This is a genomic window from Consotaella aegiceratis (assembly GCF_036541425.1).
Lineage (GTDB): Bacteria > Pseudomonadota > Alphaproteobacteria > Rhizobiales > Rhizobiaceae > Consotaella > Consotaella aegiceratis.
In genome coordinates, this window is record NZ_JAZHFT010000040.1 from 23,087 (window position 1) to 38,798 (window position 15,712).

13 protein-coding genes are annotated in these 15,712 nt (G+C 65.8%); 9 read left to right on the plus strand and 4 right to left on the minus strand.

Annotation, left to right across the window (positions count from 1 at the left end):
* The first annotated feature begins 8 nt into the window (after positions 1-8).
* The 8 genes from adhP (at position 9) to SMD10_RS20360 (ending at position 10,056) form a co-directional block, all read left to right on the plus strand.
* A complete protein-coding gene (gene adhP / locus SMD10_RS20325) occupies positions 9-1,040 on the plus strand; it encodes an alcohol dehydrogenase AdhP (protein WP_331687567.1) in 1,032 nt (343 codons plus the stop codon).
* A gap of 39 nt (positions 1,041-1,079) precedes the next feature.
* Complete coding sequence (locus tag SMD10_RS20330) at positions 1,080-1,451, plus strand: DUF779 domain-containing protein (RefSeq protein ID WP_331687568.1); 372 nt, start codon at positions 1,080-1,082, stop codon at positions 1,449-1,451.
* A 162-nt stretch (positions 1,452-1,613) separates the two neighbouring features.
* A complete protein-coding gene (locus tag SMD10_RS20335) occupies positions 1,614-2,636 on the plus strand; it encodes a TAXI family TRAP transporter solute-binding subunit (RefSeq protein WP_331687569.1) in 1,023 nt (340 codons plus the stop codon).
* 88 nt (positions 2,637-2,724) lie between these two features.
* Complete coding sequence (locus tag SMD10_RS20340; RefSeq protein WP_331687570.1) at positions 2,725-4,767, plus strand: TRAP transporter permease; 2,043 nt, start codon at positions 2,725-2,727, stop codon at positions 4,765-4,767.
* A gap of 226 nt (positions 4,768-4,993) precedes the next feature.
* The gene (locus tag SMD10_RS20345; protein WP_331687571.1) at positions 4,994-5,629 is read left to right on the plus strand and encodes a TRAP transporter small permease subunit; all 636 of its coding nucleotides are present in this window, start codon (positions 4,994-4,996) and stop codon (positions 5,627-5,629) included.
* On the plus strand, positions 5,622-7,622 hold the full coding sequence (locus SMD10_RS20350) for a TRAP transporter large permease (protein WP_331687572.1): 2,001 nt from the start codon (positions 5,622-5,624) through the stop codon (positions 7,620-7,622). The genes SMD10_RS20345 and SMD10_RS20350 overlap by 8 nt, the downstream gene beginning before the upstream one ends.
* Before the next feature lie 137 nt (positions 7,623-7,759).
* Positions 7,760-8,437 (plus strand): DUF1007 family protein, encoded by a 678-nt coding sequence (locus tag SMD10_RS20355; RefSeq protein ID WP_331687573.1) that lies wholly within the window; start codon positions 7,760-7,762, stop codon positions 8,435-8,437.
* A 368-nt stretch (positions 8,438-8,805) separates the two neighbouring features.
* Positions 8,806-10,056 carry an alpha/beta hydrolase family protein gene (locus SMD10_RS20360; protein ID WP_331687574.1) on the plus strand — a complete coding sequence of 417 codons (1,251 nt, stop codon included), beginning with the start codon at positions 8,806-8,808 and terminating at the stop codon, positions 10,054-10,056.
* 65 nt (positions 10,057-10,121) lie between these two features.
* Here SMD10_RS20360 and SMD10_RS20365 read toward each other — a convergent pair whose 3' ends face one another.
* From SMD10_RS20365 to SMD10_RS20380, 4 genes are all read right to left on the minus strand, one after another.
* A complete protein-coding gene (locus SMD10_RS20365) occupies positions 10,122-11,249 on the minus strand; it encodes a TRAP transporter substrate-binding protein (protein ID WP_331687575.1) in 1,128 nt (375 codons plus the stop codon).
* A gap of 145 nt (positions 11,250-11,394) precedes the next feature.
* Complete coding sequence (locus SMD10_RS20370) at positions 11,395-12,504, minus strand: TRAP transporter substrate-binding protein (protein WP_331687576.1); 1,110 nt, start codon at positions 12,502-12,504, stop codon at positions 11,395-11,397.
* Between the two features lie 200 nt (positions 12,505-12,704).
* Entirely contained in the window at positions 12,705-13,223 is a 519-nt protein-coding gene (gene mog / locus SMD10_RS20375) for a molybdopterin adenylyltransferase (RefSeq protein WP_331687577.1), read from the minus strand.
* Between the two features lie 44 nt (positions 13,224-13,267).
* Positions 13,268-15,139 carry an ABC transporter transmembrane domain-containing protein gene (locus SMD10_RS20380; RefSeq protein WP_432757284.1) on the minus strand — a complete coding sequence of 624 codons (1,872 nt, stop codon included), beginning with the start codon at positions 15,137-15,139 and terminating at the stop codon, positions 13,268-13,270.
* 166 nt (positions 15,140-15,305) lie between these two features.
* Here SMD10_RS20380 and rpmE point away from each other — a divergent pair, with 166 nt between their 5' ends.
* Positions 15,306-15,527 (plus strand): 50S ribosomal protein L31, encoded by a 222-nt coding sequence (gene rpmE / locus SMD10_RS20385; protein ID WP_331687579.1) that lies wholly within the window; start codon positions 15,306-15,308, stop codon positions 15,525-15,527.
* Positions 15,528-15,712 lie beyond the last annotated feature (185 nt).

Sequence of the window (15,712 nt, forward strand, 5' to 3'; positions counted from 1 at the left end):
AGCAAGCCATGGCAAAGACGATGAAGGCTGCCGTCGTTCGCGAATTCGGCAAGCCGTTGGTCATAGAGGAAGTCCCGGTGCCGGAGCCCGGTCCGGGCGAAATCCAGGTGGCGATCAGGGCGTCCGGTGTCTGTCACACCGACCTGCACGCCGCCGAGGGCGACTGGCCGGTCAAGCCGAGCCCGCCGTTCATTCCGGGCCATGAAGGGGTGGGTTTCGTGTCGGCGGTGGGCGCCGGCGTGAAGCATGTCAAGGAAGGCGATCGCGTCGGTGTTCCCTGGCTCTACACCGCCTGCGGACACTGCAAGCACTGCCTGTCCGGTTGGGAAACGCTCTGCACGGAGCAGAAGAACACCGGCTACTCCGTCAATGGCGGGTTTGCCGATTACGTGGTCGCCGATCCCGACTTCGTCGGCCACCTGCCCGACAATATCGGCTTTCTGGAGATCGCCCCGATTCTGTGCGCCGGGGTGACCGTCTACAAGGGCCTGAAGATGACCGACACCAAGCCCGGCGACTGGGTGGTGATCTCCGGCATCGGCGGGCTGGGTCATCTGGCGGTGCAATACGCCAAGGCGATGGGGCTGAACGTCGCCGCCGTCGACATCGACGACGGCAAGATCGAGCTGGCGCGCAAGCTGGGCGCCTCCATCGGCATCAACGCCGCCAAGGAGGACCCGGCCGCCGTCATCAAGCGCGAGACCGGCGGCGGGGCGCGCGGCGTCCTGGTCACCGCGGTCAGCACCAAGGCGTTCTCGCAGGCGCTGCAGCTCGTCGGGCGCGGCGGCACGGTGTCGCTCAACGGCCTGCCGCCCGGCGAATTCCCTCTGTCGATCTTCGACATGGTGCTGAACGGCATCACGGTGCGCGGCTCCATCGTCGGCACCCGGATCGATCTGCAGGAGGCGCTCGACTTCGCCGGCGACGGCAAGGTCAAGGCGACCGTCGCGCCGTCGAAGATCGAGGAGATCAACGCCGTCTTCGACAGGATGCACAAGGGCCAGATCGACGGCCGCATCGTGCTCGACATGGCGGCATAGAAACGATGGTCGGCGGCGCCGGATGGCCGGAACCTGGCCATGGTCCGGTGCCGCCGACCATTTGCAGGGAGGAACGCAATGGACAAGGTGAGCGCCACACCCGCCGCGCTGGACCTGCTGGCCGAGATCGTCGCGGACCACGGGCCGGTGCTGTTCCATCAGTCGGGCGGCTGTTGCGACGGCTCGTCGCCCATGTGCTACCCGCAGGGTGAATTCCTGATCGGCGACGGTGACGTGAAGCTCGGCGAGATCGGCGGCATGCCCTTCTATATTTCCGGACCGCAATACGAGGCCTGGAAGCACACCGATCTGATTATCGACGTGGTGCCGGGACGCGGCGGCATGTTCTCGCTCGACAACGGCCGCGAGCGGCGCTTTCTGACCCGCTCGACCCTCTGCGCCGTGCCTTGAATCGGCGGGCCATGCCTCACTGGTGTGGACAAACGGTGTGCCCGGAAACCAGACCGTCTGAAAATCCTTCGCTGCACTTCCCTTGCGTCGATCCTTGCGGCTAAGCTCTTCCTTTCCGGAAGCGGCTGAAGCCTTCGGCCTGGAGAGACAGAGGAGAGTGGAATGAAACACACCCCACCCAGAAAACTGATCGGCGCGGCCGTGGCTTTTGCTGTCGCCGGTCTTGCCTTTGCCGGGACCGCGACCGCCCAGGACATGAAGTTCTTCCGGATCGCCACCGGCGGCACGGCCGGGACCTATTTCCCGATCGGCGGCCTGATCGCCAACGCGGTCTCCAACCCGCCCGGCTCGCGCGCCTGCGAGGAAGGCGGAAGCTGCGGAGCGCCCGGCGTCGTGGCCACCGCGATCGCCTCCAACGGGTCGGTGGCCAACGTCAACGCCATCGGCTCGGGCTCGATCGAATCCGGCTTCTCGCAGTCCGACGTCGCCTATTGGGCGCAGACGGGCACCGGCGTCTTCGAGGGCCAGGGCAAGGTGGAAAAACTTCGCGCCATCGCCGCGCTCTATCCCGAGAGCATCCATCTCATCGCCAGCGCCGATTCCGGCATCCAGTCGGTGGCCGACCTGAAGGGCAAGCGCGTATCGCTCGACGAGCCCGGCTCGGGCACGCTGGTGGACGCCCGGCTCATCCTCGAGGCCTACGGTCTCGACGAGAAATCGGTCGAGCCGGAATATCTGAAGCCCAACCAGGCGGCGGACCGGATGCGCGACGGCGCCATGGACGCCTTCTTCTTCGTCGGCGGCTTCCCGGCCGGCGCCATCGTCGAGCTGGCCAGCAACACCGACATCACCGTGGTTCCGATCAGCGGTTCGGAAGCCGACACCGTGGTCGCCGACCACCAGTTCTTCGCCAAGAACACCATTCCGGCCGGCACCTATGAGGGCCAGGATGCCGATGTCGAGACGCTTGCCGTCGGCGCCCAATGGGTCACCAGCGCCGACCAGCCTGAGGATCTCATCTACGAGATCACCAAGGCGCTGTGGAACGACAACACGCGCAAGCTGCTCGACAGCGGCCACGCCAAGGGCAAGGAGATCACCAAGGAGACGGCGCTCGACGGCGTCGCCATCCCGCTGCATCCCGGCGCCGAGCGCTTCTACAAGGAAGCCGGTCTGGCGAAATAAGCGGCTTCGTCCCGCAAATGTCGGGCGGCGGGAAACCTGTGTTCCGCCGCCCTCCCCCAGCCCTTCCGAGTGAGGCAAAAAAGCCCGCATGATCGACGAGAAAGACGCCGACCCGGCGGCACTCAAGGAATTGGAAGAACGCTTCGATCCGGAAGTGCGCTTCCGGCCGCTCGGGCGGGTCGCGGCGGCGATTGCCGCCACCCTGCTGTTCTGCCTGTCGCTGTTCCACTACTACACGGCGGGCTTCGGCCTGCTGCGCGAGGTCAATCATCGCGGGGTGCATCTCGCCTTCGTGCTGGCACTGATCTTCATCGTCTTCGCGGCCACCACCAAAGGCCAGGAGCGCATCTACTCGTCGAGCTTGTGGCGCCCCTTCGGGTTGCCGGTCACCGACTGGCTGCTGGCGATCGCGGCGGCCGTCAGCGCCCTCTATGTCCCCTACATCTTCGACGATCTCGCGTTCCGCGTCGGCAACCCGCTGACCATCGACGTCGTCATGGGGACGATCCTCATCGTCGTCCTTCTGGAAGCGACGCGCCGGACGATGGGCTGGCAGCTGCCGGCGATCGCCATCGTCATCATGGCCTATGGCCTGTTCGGCCAATATGCGCCGGGCGTGCTCGTCCATCCGGGTGCCGACTGGCGCACCATGGTCAACCATCTCTACCTGACCAGCCAGGGCATCTACGGCCTGCCGGTCGGGGTCGTGGCGACCTACGTCTTCCACTTCGTGCTGTTCGGCGTGCTGGCGACGCGGATCGGCCTGGGGCGGCTGTTCATCGATCTCGCCTCGGCACTCGCCGGGCGCTATTCGGGCGGACCGGCCAAGGTGTCGGTGCTATCGTCGGCGCTGCTCGGTTCGATCTCCGGCTCGTCCATCGCCAACACGGTGACCACCGGGTCGCTGACCATCCCGGCGATGATCCGCATCGGCTATCAGCGCCACTTCGCTGCCGCCGTGGAAGCCGCCTCCTCCACCGGCGGCCAGATCACGCCGCCGGTCATGGGCGCCGCCGCCTTCCTGATGATCGAGTTTCTGGGCGTCTCCTACTCGACCATCATCACGGCGGCGATCGTGCCGGCCTTCATGCACTTTTTCGGCGTGCTGACCCAGGTCCATTTCGAGGCCAAGCGCCTCGGCCTGCGCGGCCTGACGCGCGAGGAACTGCCGCGCGTCCGCGCCGTCTTGAAGCGCGATTGGCCGACGATCCTGCCGCTGATCATCCTGATCGCCATCCTGCTTCAGGGTTACACGCCCTATCTCGCGGCCTTCTACGGCATCACCGCGTGCATCGTGGTAGGGCTGCTCAACCCGCTCAACCGCCTGAAGCTCAAGGATATCGTCGATGCCTTCGTGCTCGGTGCGAAATATGCGCTGGCCGTCGGCGCGGCGGCGGCGACCGTCGGCATCATCATCGGCGTCGTCACCCTCACCGGCGTCTCCTTCAAGATCGCCTACATGGTGACCTCCACCGCCGGCGGCTGGGCCGCCGTGATCGCGCCATGGCTTCCCTTCGACTTCATGGAAGTCGGAACGCTGACGCTGCTGATCACTCTGCTGCTCACCGCGATCGTCTGCATCGTGATGGGCTGCGGGATCCCGACCACGGCGACCTATCTGATCATGGTCAGCGTCGCCGCGCCGGTGCTTGGCCTGCTCGGCATCGCGCCGCTGGTCGCCCACTTCTTCGTCTTCTATTACGGCGTGCTGGCGGACATCACGCCGCCGGTGGCGCTCGCGGCCTATGCGGGCGCCGGCATCGCCAATGCCAATCCCTTCAAGGCCGGCAACACCGCCTTCCGGCTCGGCATGGGCAAGGCGCTGGTGCCGTTCGTCTTCGTCTTCGCTCCGTCGCTGCTGCTCGTCACCGACGGCTTCACCTGGTCGACGTTCTTTCTGGCGTTCTTCGGCACGATCGTGGGCATCACCGCCCTGTCGGCGGCCTTTGCCGGCTGGCTCGCCGGGCGGCTCTATGTCGTCGAGCGCTGGCTGCTGGCGGCGGCCGCGCTTCTGCTCGTCGCGCCGGAGCTGGTCTCGACCTCCCTCGGGCTCGGACTGGTTCTCCTGGTGCTCGCCCGCCAGATGTTCTTCGCCATTGCCGACGAGGCTTCCGACGCCGCAGGCGCCTGAGGCCATTCTTCCGCAAGGGCACGATCGGCGTCCGAAGACATCCGCCGAAGCGATCGGACGCTTGCGTCGCCGGTGCAAAACAGACTACGACCAGAACCCCGTCATGGCCGGTGGCATTCGGTCGTCGACGGCTGATCACAGCTCGATGAACATATCCGGCAGCATAGCCGGCGGCGCGTTCCTGACACTTTGAGCGCCGCACAACAAGAAGAGGGAACAACAGGCAATGACGGCGCTCCTCACGCTGTCTCGCGCCATCGACCACGTCACGACCTGGATCGGCAAAGGTGTGTCCTGGCTGATCCTTGCGGCAATCCTGGTCAGCGCCGGCAATGCGATCTTGCGAAAAGCCTTCGACATCTCATCGAATGCCTGGCTCGAGCTGCAGTGGTACCTGTTCGGCGCGGTGTTCATGCTGGCCACGGCCTGGACGCTCCAGCGCAACGACCATGTGCGCATCGACGTTCTGTCCGCGCATCTGTCGCGGCGAACCCGGAACTGGATCGATCTGGTCTGCCACATCCTGTTCCTGATGCCGTTCGCCATCCTGATGGCCTATCTGTCCTGGCCGTTCTTCTGGCGCTCCTTTTATTCGGGTGAGCGCTCGATGAACGCCGGCGGCCTGCTGCTCTGGCCGGCCAAGGGGCTGATCCTGCTCGGCTTCATCGTGCTCATCGCGCAGGGCGTCTCGGAGATCATCAAGCGGGCCGCCGTCCTCAGCGGCCATCGCCACGAGCCGGAGGAGCCCGACGTCGTGGAAGAGCCGGAGGCCGGCGAGGACATGGATCCGGTGATCTCCTGGAAGCGCGGCGAGGACGGCGTGCATCCGCACCACCCCAATGCCGACGGCCGCCATGCTTGAGTTCATCGCCCACAATCTGGCGCCGATCATGTTCATCTCCGTCATGGCGATGCTTCTGATCGGCTATCCCGTCGCGCTGACGCTCGCCGCGGGCGGCCTGTTCTATTTCGTCGTCGGCGTCGCCCTGTCGGAGGTCGCTCCCACCGAGATCAACCTGTTCTGGCCGCTGCTCGGCGCCCAGCCGGAGCGCGTCTTCGGCAGCATCATGAGCAACGAGACGCTGCTGGCGGTTCCCTTCTTCACCTTCATGGGGCTGATTCTGGAACGTTCGGGCATGGCGGAAGACCTGCTCGACACGATCGGCCAGCTGTTCGGCCCGGTGCGCGGCGGCCTCGCCTATGCCGTAATCATCGTCGGCGCCCTGCTGGCGGCCACCACCGGCGTCGTCGCGGCATCGGTCATCGCCATGGGGCTGATCTCGCTGCCGATCATGCAGCGCTACGGCTACAGCCAATCGGTCGCGACCGGCTCGATCGCAGCGTCGGGAACGCTGGCGCAGATCATTCCGCCCTCGCTGGTGCTGATCGTCATGTCGGATCAGCTTGGCGTGTCGGTCGGCGACATGTATATCGGCGCGCTGTGGCCGGCGCTGATCATCGTCGCCGTCTATTGCGGCTACATCTTCGTGCTTTCGCTCGTCCGGCCGAACCTCGTCCCGGCGCTGCCGGCCGAAGCGCGCACGCTGGGTGGCGGCGTCATCTCGCTGTTGCTCGTACTCGCCGCCACGGTCGGCCTCTACTATCTGACCTATCATACGGTGTTCGCCGAGCTGCGCTACGAGACACGGCTCGTCTGGGCGGCGGCCACCGCCGTCTTCGCGGCCTACCTCTTCGCGATCCTCAACAGGCTGCTGAAGCTCAACATCCTCTCCCGGCTGGCGCAACAGGTGGTCATCGTCCTGATCCCGCCGCTGGCGCTCGTCTTCCTGGTGCTCGGCACCATCTTCCTCGGCATCGCCACACCGACCGAAGGGGGCGCCATGGGCGCTGTGGGCGCGCTCGTGCTGGCGTTGATCAAGCGCCGGCTCGATTTCAAGACGCTGCGCTCCTCCGTCGAGGCGACGACGACGCTGTCGGCCTTCGTCATGTTCATCCTGATCGGCGCCCGCGTCTTCGGCCTGACCTTCTACGGCGTCAACGGCAACGTCTGGCTGGAAGACTTGCTGATCGGGCTGCCGGGCGGCGAATACGGCTTCCTCTTGGTGGTGACGGTCGTCATCTTCATCCTCGGCTGCTTTCTCGACTTCTTCGAGATCGCCTTCATCATGGTGCCGCTGCTCGCCCCGGTCGCCCAGCGGCTCGGGATCGATCTCGTGTGGTTCGGCGTCATCCTCGGCGTGAACCTTCAGACCAGCTTCCTGACGCCACCCTTCGGCTTTTCGCTGTTCTATCTGCGCTCCGTCGCGCCCGCGCAGGACTGGCGGGATCCGGTGACCGGTCAGACGCTGCCGGCGGTCAAGACGACGGCGATCTATCGCGGCGCGATTCCCTTCATCGTCGTCCAGTTCCTGATGATCCTCCTGGTCATCGCGGTGCCGTATCTGGTGCTGCACTACCGGACAGACCGTCCAGCGGTGGACCCCGGTTCGATCCAGTTCTCGCTGCCGACCTACGGCAACGACGCATCGCCGCCGTCTGCGGACACCACAACCCCGCAGCCGCCGGCAAGCGGCCAGGGCCCGGCGCTCGGCCTGCCGCCGCTCGACTTCGGCAACGGCGCGTCGAGCCAGCAGCCGGCACAGGCTCCGGCATTGGGCCTGCCGCCCCTGACCTTCGACAACCAGCCCGCCGACCAAGCGCCCGCCGCAGCGCCGCAACCGGCGCCGCAGGCACCGGCGCTCGGGCTGCCGCCGCTGGACTTCGGCAACGCCCCGCCGGCCGAAGAGCCGCCTGCCAAGGCCCCCGGTTCGGGCTCGTCGCAGGGCGACAGCCCTGCAACCACCGCTCCGGCGCCGTCGGCGCCAGACCTCACGCAGCCGCCGTCCTTCGATTGATCGGGGCCGCCGCGGCAGACGTCACCAAGGAGGCCGTTCGTCCTGGCCTTCTTGGCCGCCTGTCTTCGGCTGGCCGCATTCCCATGCCATGGGCGCGGCCGACGTCAGTGACAAACCAGGCAACTCGGATTTCCTCGATGGCTTTGCGACCCCTCGCCTTCCTCGGAGCGACGATCGCCTTTGCCGCCCTGCCGACAGCGGCCGAGGCTCATCCTCACGTCTTCGTCGACGCCACGATGGAAATCGTCGGAACGCCCGACGGTCATCTGGCCGCCGTCCACAACATCTGGTGGATGGACGAGCTGTTTTCCTCCAGCGTCATCCCCGACTTCGACAAGAACGCCAACTACAAACTCGACCCGGACGAGCTCGCGGCAGTGGGCAAGCAGGTCCGGTCGTCGATCGCCGAATGGTCGTTCTACACCTTCGTGCGCACCGACAAGGGCGATGTCGAGATGCAGCCGCCGCCCGTCCTCAACGTCAGCTACGACGACAAGCGCGGCCAATTGCTCTTCGACTTCACCATGAAGCCGAAGCAGCCGTTGGATATGAAGAAGCAGGCGGTGAGCTTCTCCAATTTCGACAACACCTATTTCGTCGCCTTCGACTTCAAGGACGGCATCGACAGCTTCAAGTTCACCAAGGGTCCCAAAAGCTGCTCGAAAAAGCTGACGGTGCCGACGCCGGACGAGGCGGCGAACGCCTGGATGCAGCAATTGTCCCAGTTGGGCGTCGACGCCGAGGTGCCGGCCGACGGCATCAAGTTCTCCGAGGTACTGTCGACGCGCATGACGATCGACTGCACCTCGGGCTGAGGCGGAACACCGCACAGCCGCGCCGCTCTGCCGCCGCAGAGCCTGCTCCGCACCGCCCGGACGGTATCCGAGCTGGACCACCGGCTCGCGGACACGGGCGACGGTCGCCTTCGACGCGATAGGCATCTTGCCGCGTTGTCGCGCCCGCCCATCCGGTCTAGAAGCTCATTGAGGGCAAACGATTACCTTCATGTGAAACAGGGGCGTCTCGATGGTGCCGTGGCCGGTAGACCAGCGAGCCGGAGACAGACAAGGAAATGCCGATGATGCCAAAACAGATGAGACCTGCTTTTCGCGCTGCCTCGCTTATAATCACTGCCATGGTCTTCGCCGCCGTGCCCGCTCGGGCCGAGAACCGAATCGATATCGTGAGAGCCGACGCGCCCTCGCTCGCCCAGTACGGCCCCGACGCGCTCGGCGTCAGGACGCTCGACTTTGTCCACCCCGACCAGGTCGACGTTCTCAAGGTTGATCCGGAAGCGCCGGCCGACGCGCCGCTGCCGCGCTACGACCGGCCGATCACCGTCGAGGTCTGGTATCCGGCGAAAGCGGACCAGGAGGGCTCGACGACCCTCAAGGCCTATATGCGCGACGGCAAGACGGTGGTCGATCTCCACGGCAAGGCGGTCCGCGACGCCGAACCCGCCGCGACCGATGCGCCCTACCCGCTGGTGATCGTCTCCCACGGCTATCCCGGCAACCGCTACCTGATGTCGCCGATCGCCGAGAACATCGCCTCCAAGGGCTATGTGGTGGTTTCGATCGACCACACGGACACCACCTACAGCACGCTCGGGCCGATCAGCTCGGCGGTTCTCAACCGACCGCTCGACCAGCATTTCGTCCTTGAGGAGATCGCCAAACGGGCCCAGGATCCGGGTTCGTTCCTGCATGGCCTTGTCGATGCCGACAACACCGCCATCATCGGCTACTCGATGGGCGGCTACGGTACGCTGGTTTCGGTAGGCGCGGGCCTGACGCACGAGGCCGTGGAGGCCACCGGAACCCCGTTCGCCGTACCGCGCGGCCTGCTCGCCGTCCTCGAAGCGGGCAGTCCGTCACACGAGACGTTAGTTGATCCGCGGGTCAAGACGGCAGTCACCTTCGCGCCGGCCGGACTGAAGCAGGGCGTGATGAACGCCGAAACGATCGCCGGCATCCGCGTGCCGGTCCTGTTCGTGGTCGGCTCCGTCGATGACGTGGTGGGCTACGAAGGCGGCGTGCGCGATACCTGGAAGGACGCCAAGGCAGTCGACCGCTCGCTTCTGACCTTCATCGACGCCAACCACAATGCCGGCGCGCCGATGGCACCGCCCGAGGAAGCTTTCGCCACGGATCCCGACACCGGCTTCAACTACTCGATGCACTATCTGGACCCGGTGTGGGACAATGTGCGGATGAACAACGTGTCGGCGCACTTCATCACCGCCTGGCTCGGCAAGTATCTGAAGCACGATACCGAGATGGACGCCTATCTCGATCTCGTCCCGGAGGCCAAGGCGGGCGTTTGGGCGATGGACGACGCGGGCCAGGCGAAGCCCGAGCACAACTACTGGAAGGGCTTTCCCAAACGCACTGCGGTGGGCCTGACGTTCGAGACGCTGAAGGCGGGCGAATAAACCTTCCACGACGATCGAGCCTCATTCTGCCGGCGGACCCGTCAAGTCCGCCGGCAGAACCATTTTCAGTTGCTGTTGCGCTGGGCTGCCAGCGCCCGATCCCGCTGCTTGATCATCATGAAGGTGTCGTAGCTGTATTCGGCCACCTGCTGCCAAAGATAGGTGTCGGCCTGGAAGCCCATCATGGAGTCGAAGATCTTCTTGAAGGCGGCGTTCTCGGCGTTGATCTCGTCATAGACCTGAAGCGCCGCGTCGAAGGCGCCGTTCATCACGTCCTGCGGATAGGGCCGGGGTTGCGCGCCGGCAGCGGCCAGGCGTTTCAGCGCCGCCGGGTTCTTGTAGTCGTATTCCGCCAGCATCTCGAGCGTCGCCGCCTTCGACGCGCTGGAGAGCAGGCTCTTGTAGGCGTCGGGCAGCTCCTGCCAGCGCTCCTCGTTGATGAAGCAGCACAGGGACAGATTGCCCTCCCACCAGCCGGGATAATAGTAGTACGGCGCCACCTTGTAGAAGCCGAGCTTCTCGTCGTCATAGGGACCGATCCACTCGGCCGCGTCGATGGTTCCGCGTTCCAGCGCCGGATAGATGTCGCCGCCGGCGATCTGCTGCGGCACCGCGCCGAGCTTTTCCATCACCCGACCGGCCAGACCGGCGATCCGCATCTTCAGCCCGTTGATGTCCTGCAGCGAGGTGATTTCCTTGCGGAACCAGCCGCCCATCTGAGCCCCGGTGTTGCCGGCGACGAGATAATGCAGGCCCTGCCCGGTGAAGAACTCGTTCAGAAGGTCGAGGCCGCCGCCGTAATAGAGCCAGGCGTGCATGCCGCGCGCGTTGAGCCCGAAGGGCACGACGCCGCCCAGTGCATAGGTCGGGTCCTTGCCGACATAGTAGTAGGACGCCGTGTGGCACATTTCGACGGTGCCATTGGCCACCGCGTCGGCGGCCTGCAGGCCGGGCACGATCTCGCCTGCGGCGAACACCTGGATGTCGAACTGACCGTCCGTCGCCTCGCGGACGAATGTGGCGACGTCCTCGGCGCCGCCGTAGATCGTGTCCAGGGATTCCGGAAAGGACGAGGTGCAGCGCCATTGCACCTTCGGCATGGTTTGGGCAATGGCCGGCGCTGCCAGCACGCTCGACCCGGCTGCGCCCGCGGCGCCGATCGTGGCACCCCTCAAGAACTCGCGACGTTTCAACTGCACCTCCCCAAGCTGTCGTGCGCGCATCCATCCTCGCGCGCCCCATCACAGCATGACGAAGACACAATCGCCGATCAACGGCTAATTCTTGGTCGACCGAGAAAGAATTCCGGTGCGGCTTACCGCACCGGAAAGACGCAGCTCACAAGTTGCCGTTGCGCTGCTGGATCATCATGAAGGTGTCGAACGTGTATTCCGACAGCTGCGCCCAGAGATAGGCGTCCTTCTTGAAGGCCGACTGGCTGTCGAAGATCTTCTTGAAGCTGGCGTTCTCCGCGGAGATCTCCGCATGGGTCTCCTTGGCCGCGTCGAAGCTGGCCTGAAGGATCTCCTGGCTGAACGGCCGCAGCTGCGCGCCCGCCTGGACCAGCCGCCGGATCGCCGCCGGGTTGCGGTAGTCGTAGTCGGCCAGCATGGCCGAATTGGCGGCCTGGCAGGCGGCCGCCAGGATCGACTGGTAGTTCTTCGGCAGCGATTCCCACTTGTCGGTGCCGATCATCACGTGTAGCGAGGCGCCGCCCTCCCACCAGGCCGGGTAGTAGTAGTACTTGGCGACCTTGTAGAAGCCGAGCTTCTCGTCGTCGTAGGGACCGACGAACTCGGTCGCGTCCAGGGTGCCGCGTTCGAGCGCCGCATAGACGTCGCTGGCAGCGATCTGCTGCGGCACCACGCCAAGCTTCTCCACGACGCGACCGGCGAGGCCGGCAATGCGCAGCTTCAGCCCCTTCAGATCGTCGACGGTGTTGATTTCCTTGCGGTACCAGCCGCCCATCTGGGCACCGGTGTTGCCGGCGGGCATGGCGTAGACGCCCTGGGTGCCGAAGAACTCGTTGAGCAGGTCGTTGCCGCCGCCATGATAGAACCAGGCGTTCATCTGGCGAGCGTTGAGCCCGAAGGGAACGGCGGTGCCGAGCGCGTAGGTCGGATCCTTGCCCCAATAGTAATAGGAGGCGGTGTGCGCCATCTCGACGGTGCCGCTCTGGACGGCGTCGAGCGCCTGGCCGCCCGGCACGATCTCGCCCGAGGCGAACTGCTGGATCTGAAAATTCCCGTCCGTCGCCTCGCTCACATATTTCGCGATGAGATCGCCCGTGCCGAACAAGGTGTCGAGCGATTTAGGAAAGGACGACGTCATGCGCCAGTTGAGCTTGGGCATCTCCTGGGCGATGGCGGGCGCCGCCAGCGAGCCCGCGCCGGCCGCGGCCCCCACTCCGGCCAATCCGGCTTTCCTGATGAATGAGCGGCGATCCATTGTCTGTTCCTCTCCCCTATCCTTATGCGTTGGCGTGCCCCCGCCGACCCTCGGTCCGCGGATCGGCGCGCACGTAAGCAGGAAGCCTGAACAAAGGCAAGCGCGGGCTGCCGTTCGGGAAGCCCTTTCGCCGATTCCACCGGCCCTGCGAGCCGCCATCCGTTAGAGGCGAGACGGTCGTCCCATCTGGCGGCCGGGGATCACTTCGGCCGGAACGCGACCAGCTCTTCCGGGTCGGTCTCGATGCGCCCGGCGCCGATCAGGTCGAGGCAATAGGGGATCGCCGGAAAGACCGCGCGCAGGCACAGGTCGATCGAGGCGGGCTTGCCGGGAAGATTGAGGATCAGCGTCCTGCCACGGATGCCGGCGCTCTGGCGCGAGAGGATCGCCGTCGGCACCTGCTTCAGGCTCTCCTGGCGCATCAGTTCGCCGAAGCCGGGCAGTTCCTTTTCGACGACGGCCTGCATCGCCTCGGGCGTCTCGTCGCGCGGCGACGGACCCGTGCCTCCGGTGGTCAGCACCAGGTCGGCGCCGTCCTGGTCGCACAAGGCGATCAGCGTGTCGCGCACGCTGTCGCGGCCATCCGGCACGATGCGCTTGAGCGCCGTCCAGGGCGTCGTGACGACCCGGTTCAGCCACGCCTCGATGGCCGGGCCGCTGAGGTCCTCATAGATGCCCTGGCTCGCACGGTCGGACACCGTCACAATTCCGATCTGCACCATTATCCCCGCCCGGTTCGGCCCGTCGGCGTCCCAATGGACCTTTATTCGGCGGCGCGCAACGCTTCGCGACCATCGGCGTGGAACTGCAGCCGGGCCAGGCGGGCATAGACCCCGTTCTGCTCCATCAGCTCGGCGTGGGTGCCCTCCTCGACGATGTGGCCCTGGTCGAGCACCAGGATGCGATCAGCCTTCAACACGGTGGCCAGGCGATGCGCGATGACCAGCGTCGTGCGTCCTTCCATCAGGCCTTCGAGGGCGCGCTGTACCAGCACTTCGCTGGAGGCGTCGAGCGAGGAGGTCGCTTCGTCGAGAAGCAGGATCGAGGCATCGCGCAGGATGGCGCGGGCGATGGCGACCCGCTGGCGCTGGCCGCCCGACAACGTCATGCCGCGCTCGCCGACGACCGTGTCGTAGCCGGCATCCAGCTGGCCGATGAACTCCTCGGCTTGCGCCGCATGGGCCGCGGCCTGGATATCGGCCCTGTCGGCGCCGGTGTGGCCGAAGCTGATGTTTTCGGCCAGCGACGTGGCGAAGAGGGTCACGTCCTGGGGCACCAGTGCGATGCGTTCGCGCAAGTTCTTCAGATCGGCCTTGCGAATGTCGACGCCGTCGATCACCACCCGCCCCTGGTCGGGATCGTAGAACCGCTCGATCAGCGCGAAGACCGTCGACTTGCCGGCGCCGGACGGGCCGACGATCGCTACCGTCTCGCCCGGCTTCACCGTAAAGTTCAGACCATGCACGGTCGGACGGTCCGGACGCGAGGGATAGGCGAAGGACACCCCATCGAACTGCAGCGAGCCGAGCGGCGGGCTCGGCAGGGCAATTGGATTGGCCGGCGCAGCCACCGAAGGCCGCTCGTCCAACAGCTCGGAGATGCGCTCGGTGGCGCCTGCCGCCTGCGACAGCTCGCCCCAGACCTCGGAAAGCTGCCCGAGCGACGACGCCGCGAACACCGAATAGAGCAGGAACTGGCCGAGCGTACCGCCGGTCATGCCGCCGGCGATGACCCGCTGCGAGCCGATCCACAGCACTGCGATGACCGAGGAGAAGATCAGGAAGATGGCGAAGGCCGTCAGCAGGGAGCGCGCCTTGATGGAGGAACGTGCGGCGCGAAAGGCCGCGTCGACCGCTCGGCCGAAATGCGAACTGGCGGCCGCCTCGCTGGTGAAGGCCTGGAGCGTGCGCACGCCGCCGATCGCCTCGCTGGCGAACGCCGTGGCGTCGGCCAGCGTATCCTGGGCTGCGCGGGACCGGCGGCGCACCGACCGGCCGAAGGCGATCAGCGGAACGACGATGATCGGAATGGCGGCAAGCACGATCAACGACAGGCTCGGGCTGGTGACCGCCATCATCGCCACCGCGCCGACGAACATGATCGAATTGCGCAGCGCCACCGAGGCCGTGGCGCCGACCGCCGACTTGACCTGCGTGGTATCGGCCGTCAGCCGCGACACGATCTCGCCCGACAACGCCCGGTCGTAGAAGGCGGGAGACAGGCGCGTAACGTGAGCGAAAACCTCCTTGCGCAGGTCCGCGACGATCCTCTCGCCGAGCGTGATCACGCAGTAGTAGCGTCCGGCGCTCGCCACCGCGAGCAGCGCGGCGAGCACGATCAGCATGCCGAAATAGCTGTCGATGAAGGCCGTATCCGCGCTGTTGAAGCCGTGATCGATCATCCGGCGCACGGCGAGCGGCAGGGACAGGGTGGTGACCGCCGCAAGCGTGAGGAAGATCACGGCTCCGACGGCGAGCCCTCTGTAATGGCGAACGTAGGGCAGCAGGCGCATGAGCGGATGCAGGCGGCGGCCTCGTCGCGGGGCGGTCGGCCCGGTATCCTCGTCCCGCGCCTGCGCTGCCTTGTCCCGCGCCTGCGCTGCCTTGGGTTGCCGACTGTCCAACTCGGTATTCATCATACCACCCTTGTGCCCCCGAGGGGCCTGATGTATAGGCTCACCTCTGAATTTGGAAGCACTCCAGCTTCGCAATCTGAAGATTTGACCCGCCCGCCCGCTGATCCCGGCATTGCCTGGGACGGCAAAGTGGCGACCGGCGGGACCTTCCAAGAAGGATCGGGACATGAAGAAAGATATCCATCCGGATTACCACGCCATTACTGTCGTCATGACCGACGGCACGACCTACGAGACCCGCTCCACCTGGGGCAGCGACGGCGACAAGCTGAATCTCGATATCGACCCCACCACGCATCCGGCCTGGACCGGCGGCAACCAGGGCCTCGTCGATCGCGGCGGCCGCGTCTCGCGCTTCCAGAAGCGCTACGGCGGTCTCGGCATCTAGGGCTATCTGGTCGGCCCGGCCTCGTCGGGCACCGAGCTTTCCGCAAGCCCCGTCGTTTCCAGGCTGTGTGGAAACTGATTGGAGGCTCCGGTTAACCGGGGCCTCTTCTGGTTTCAGGCTGTGGCGGTTTGGATGTTGATGGCGCGCAGGATGTTGTAGGCGAGGATCGAGAGGGCCATTTCGGT

Coding starts and splice junctions, on each gene's coding strand:
- rpmE (WP_331687579.1), top strand. CDS start 15,306: ATGAAGAAAGATATCCATCCGGATTACCACGCCATTACTGTCGTCATG.
- SMD10_RS20370 (WP_331687576.1), bottom strand. CDS start 12,504: ATGGATCGCCGCTCATTCATCAGGAAAGCCGGATTGGCCGGAGTGGGG.
- SMD10_RS20350 (WP_331687572.1), top strand. CDS start 5,622: ATGCTTGAGTTCATCGCCCACAATCTGGCGCCGATCATGTTCATCTCC.
- SMD10_RS20380 (WP_432757284.1), bottom strand. CDS start 15,139: ATGAATACCGAGTTGGACAGTCGGCAACCCAAGGCAGCGCAGGCGCGG.
- adhP (WP_331687567.1), top strand. CDS start 9: ATGGCAAAGACGATGAAGGCTGCCGTCGTTCGCGAATTCGGCAAGCCG.
- SMD10_RS20345 (WP_331687571.1), top strand. CDS start 4,994: ATGACGGCGCTCCTCACGCTGTCTCGCGCCATCGACCACGTCACGACC.
- SMD10_RS20335 (WP_331687569.1), top strand. CDS start 1,614: ATGAAACACACCCCACCCAGAAAACTGATCGGCGCGGCCGTGGCTTTT.
- SMD10_RS20340 (WP_331687570.1), top strand. CDS start 2,725: ATGATCGACGAGAAAGACGCCGACCCGGCGGCACTCAAGGAATTGGAA.
- SMD10_RS20330 (WP_331687568.1), top strand. CDS start 1,080: ATGGTCCGGTGCCGCCGACCATTTGCAGGGAGGAACGCAATGGACAAG.
- SMD10_RS20355 (WP_331687573.1), top strand. CDS start 7,760: ATGGCTTTGCGACCCCTCGCCTTCCTCGGAGCGACGATCGCCTTTGCC.